The organism is Chamaesiphon sp. OTE_75_metabat_556, assembly GCF_031378165.1.
GTDB lineage: Bacteria > Cyanobacteriota > Cyanobacteriia > Cyanobacteriales > Chamaesiphonaceae > Chamaesiphon.
The window spans coordinates 1-3,285 of the sequence record NZ_JANNDR010000440.1; the positions used below are offsets into that span (position 1 = coordinate 1).

Annotated in this window: 3 protein-coding genes; 2 read left to right on the top strand and 1 reads right to left on the bottom strand. The window is 39.6% G+C overall.

What is annotated here, in order from left to right; all coding sequences use genetic code 11:
- Both RMO27_RS17940 and RMO27_RS17945 read left to right on the top strand, forming a co-directional pair.
- A partial coding sequence (locus RMO27_RS17940; RefSeq protein ID WP_309735020.1) for a hypothetical protein occupies window positions 1-191 on the top strand: 191 nt, incomplete at its 5' end.
- Window positions 192-671: 480 nt separating this feature from the next.
- Window positions 672-2,867: an NACHT domain-containing protein gene (locus RMO27_RS17945; RefSeq protein ID WP_309735022.1), complete on the top strand. Its 2,196-nt coding sequence runs from the start codon at window positions 672-674 to the stop codon at window positions 2,865-2,867.
- Between the two features lie 88 nt (window positions 2,868-2,955).
- Here the strand turns inward: RMO27_RS17945 and RMO27_RS17950 are convergent.
- The coding region (locus tag RMO27_RS17950) for an FtsX-like permease family protein (protein WP_309735024.1) at window positions 2,956-3,285 on the bottom strand (330 nt) is incomplete at its 5' end.

The window sequence follows — 3,285 nt, forward strand, 5'->3', positions numbered from 1 at the left end:
ACTTAGCAAATCTCGATCGCGGATCGATCGTTCAAGCTGAGGGCAGTTCACCAAATCAAGCTTTAGTTAATCTCGTTTGTCAGCATATTTACGATCTAGCTTTGATGGCACAAAAAGGCATCAATGCGGATGGGATGAATACGTTTGTCGAACGTTCTAATCAGGTGTTAACGAAGTTAACCGAACGATAAAATTATTCGATCGAACAAAGATCTCGAAACCCCGTAAATCCCCTCTACCTTCTGAAGGTAGGGGGATTTTTTAATAAAAGAATCTGTAGGGGCAGGTTTATGCTAACAGTTCAAACCCCGAAGTCAACCTCCGTACAAACCTGCCCACCCCACCAGAAATGCTTATAGATCGTCACCAACCCAATGTGACGATTGCTAATGGTACGCGATGCGATCGAAAGGTTATTAATGAGTGAGGGTGGGTTTGCATGAAGGTTATCGTCACGCTATGCGATCGAAAGGTTGCTAGTGGGGGAGGGTGGGTTCGTATGATAGTTATCATCACACCAGAGATCGATAGCATAAACCCACCCCTACGGATTTTTATCGATGAATCAACCCTGCTCTACTGAAGGGGGATTTGGATCGATCGATGACTTTGTAGTCGATCAATTAATTTTTCAGCTAGAGTAGAAATACACTTGTTCTTTGGTTGCACCCATGACACCCGATCCGATTTCGTTAAAACTAGCAGAGATTGTATTGAAATGGGGTTGGGATAAAGGCACTAGCCAAATCGAAAAGATTAATTCAAGTGCTCCTCCAACTAAAGAGAAAATTGCCCAAGCTTGCAAAGAGTATATCGACAGCTATCGCCATCGCTACGGCAAAATCAGCGTCTTGGGAATGCCCGAACCTGCCGAACTGGAAAATATTTATACCAACGTCCAGATTATTGAAGGGCGAAATCTGTGGAAGTATAAATCTCTTCAAGATCAAGAACAAGCATATCGAGATGCTGCCAAACGCAGATTTCAATCCGATGAATGTCATAAGCAAGATGGAATTAGTATCGCCAATAAATATCAATATTTGATGGTACTTGGACAACCAGGTGCAGGAAAATCAACTTTTTTGAAAAAGATTGGCTTGTCGGCACTGCTGGGAAAAGAAGATCGTTCTCGCCATCATCTGCAAACTAAATTACCAGGATTAAAACCTGGATTGGCAGAGAAACAACAGCTACTTACCGGAACTATAGAGCCGCCAGTAGAGGAATTATATCTCCACGGACTAATTCCAGTTCTGATCGAGCTAAAACGTTGCGATAGTGAAAAAATAGATCTAGTTGAGAAGATTCAGTCAGAGCTAGAAACCTGTGGTTTTGAGAGTGCTAATATTCTGACTCAAACCTTACTAAGTAAGGGCGGAATGCTGCTCTTATTAGATGGATTAGATGAGATTCCCAGCCAACACTTGAATCGGGCAATTACGCAGATCCAAGATTTTGTCAATAAATACAAAGATAACCGCTTTATCATCTCCTGTCGAACGGCAGCTTATCAAGGTGGATTTAATAACCTGGTAAATGTCGAGATGGCAGATTTTGATGACGAACAGATCCAGCAATTTATCAATAACTGGTTTTGTCAAGAACAGGATTTGGACGTAGCAATGGCAGAAGCTTGTTGGCAACTTTTGAATGCAAATGGTTATCAATCTACCAAGGAATTAGCACACACTCCATTATTACTGACATTTCTCTGTCTAGTTTATGATGAATCATCTTGTTTTCCCAAGCATCGAGCGGCTTTATATAAAGATGCTTTAGATATTCTCCTCCGTCGTTGGGCCGCAGAGGAAAGAATCCAGCGCGATCCAATTTACAAGGATTTGACAATTCAGTTAGAGGAAATGCTGTTAGCAAAAATTGCCTATGAGCAGTTTAGTCTAGATCGGCTATTTTTTGAAAAACGAGAAATAATTAGAGAAGTATGTGAATTTATTGCTGAAAATTTGAATGCACCCAAGCATTTAGATGGAGAAAATGTTCTTAGAGCAATTCAAATACAGCAAGGAATTTTAGTGGAAAGATCGAGTAGTACTTTGTCTTTTTCTCATCTAACTCTACAAGAGTACCTCACTGCTCAATATATTGTAGATCGACATTTAATTGGTCAGATGGTTGTACAACATTTGATGGATCTTCGCTGGCGCGAAGTATTTTTGCTGGTAGCAGGTTTAAAGAGGAATGGGGCTGATAATCTTCTAGGTAGAATGGCTGTATCATCCAGTAGGCTAATTCATACATCTAATTCTCGACATCTTATAAACTGGGTAGAAGAAACCACTAAAGATGTTCAAAGTGAAGTTAATTCTGTAACTCAACGAAATTTAGCACTATTGATTATCTATGCCTTTATTCCAAAGGCTAAAGTATATAACCGCAATTTTTACTCTTATATTTATAACAATTCAGATGATATTAACTACTGCATTACAAATATTTATAACATTGCGATGCTTAAACATAATTCTAAAGCCATCCCTACTGCTATTGCTAGTTCAAACAATCTAATTGATAAACTCTCAAAGTTGAAAATTTTTAATCATATAAATTATGCGGATGCTAAATCAAAAATCCAATCATTAGAACAACAGATTCCAGAGGAAAGCCAAGCAGATGAGGAACATGTAATATTTGCTAAAAATATTTTACAATTTTGGTGTCAAATTCTAATAATAGATTTAGAATGGCTAGACTTATCTTCGCCAGAAATAAGCAATTTAGAGCAATATTTTACTACCAATTCATTGATTATGGAATGCAAGGAAGCCGCATTGTACCTTTCGGCAAAAGGTTGGTCGGAGGTTGAAAAGCTAATGTTTAGATGGACAAACCAACGCTTACAGTAACTCAGTTCACTGATGATTGTTAGCAGTGTAAAGATAGGTTGTTTGAGAATAGAAATAGATTGCTAGTCAATCTCAACCTTCAACTAAATTAAACGCTTCTCAAAGCCTCGATCGGGTCTAATTTCGCAGCTTGTCGAGCCGGAACCACCCCAAAGAACAACCCAATCCCACCCGAAACACTCACAGCCAGAATAATTGCCGATGGTGAAATTGCGGCGGTTTTGAGCGGACTAAAATTGCGAACAATAACGATCCCGCCAATCCCGATTAACGTGCCAATAATCCCGCCGACTACCGAGAGAATGATTGCTTCGATCGTGAATTGAGTCAGGATATCATTTTGGGTAGCCCCGATCGCTTTGCGGAGGCCGATTTCTTGAGTGCGTTCGGTGACAGATACCAGCATGATATTCATTAC

Coding starts and splice junctions, on each gene's coding strand:
- RMO27_RS17945 (WP_309735022.1), top strand. CDS start 672: ATGACACCCGATCCGATTTCGTTAAAACTAGCAGAGATTGTATTGAAA.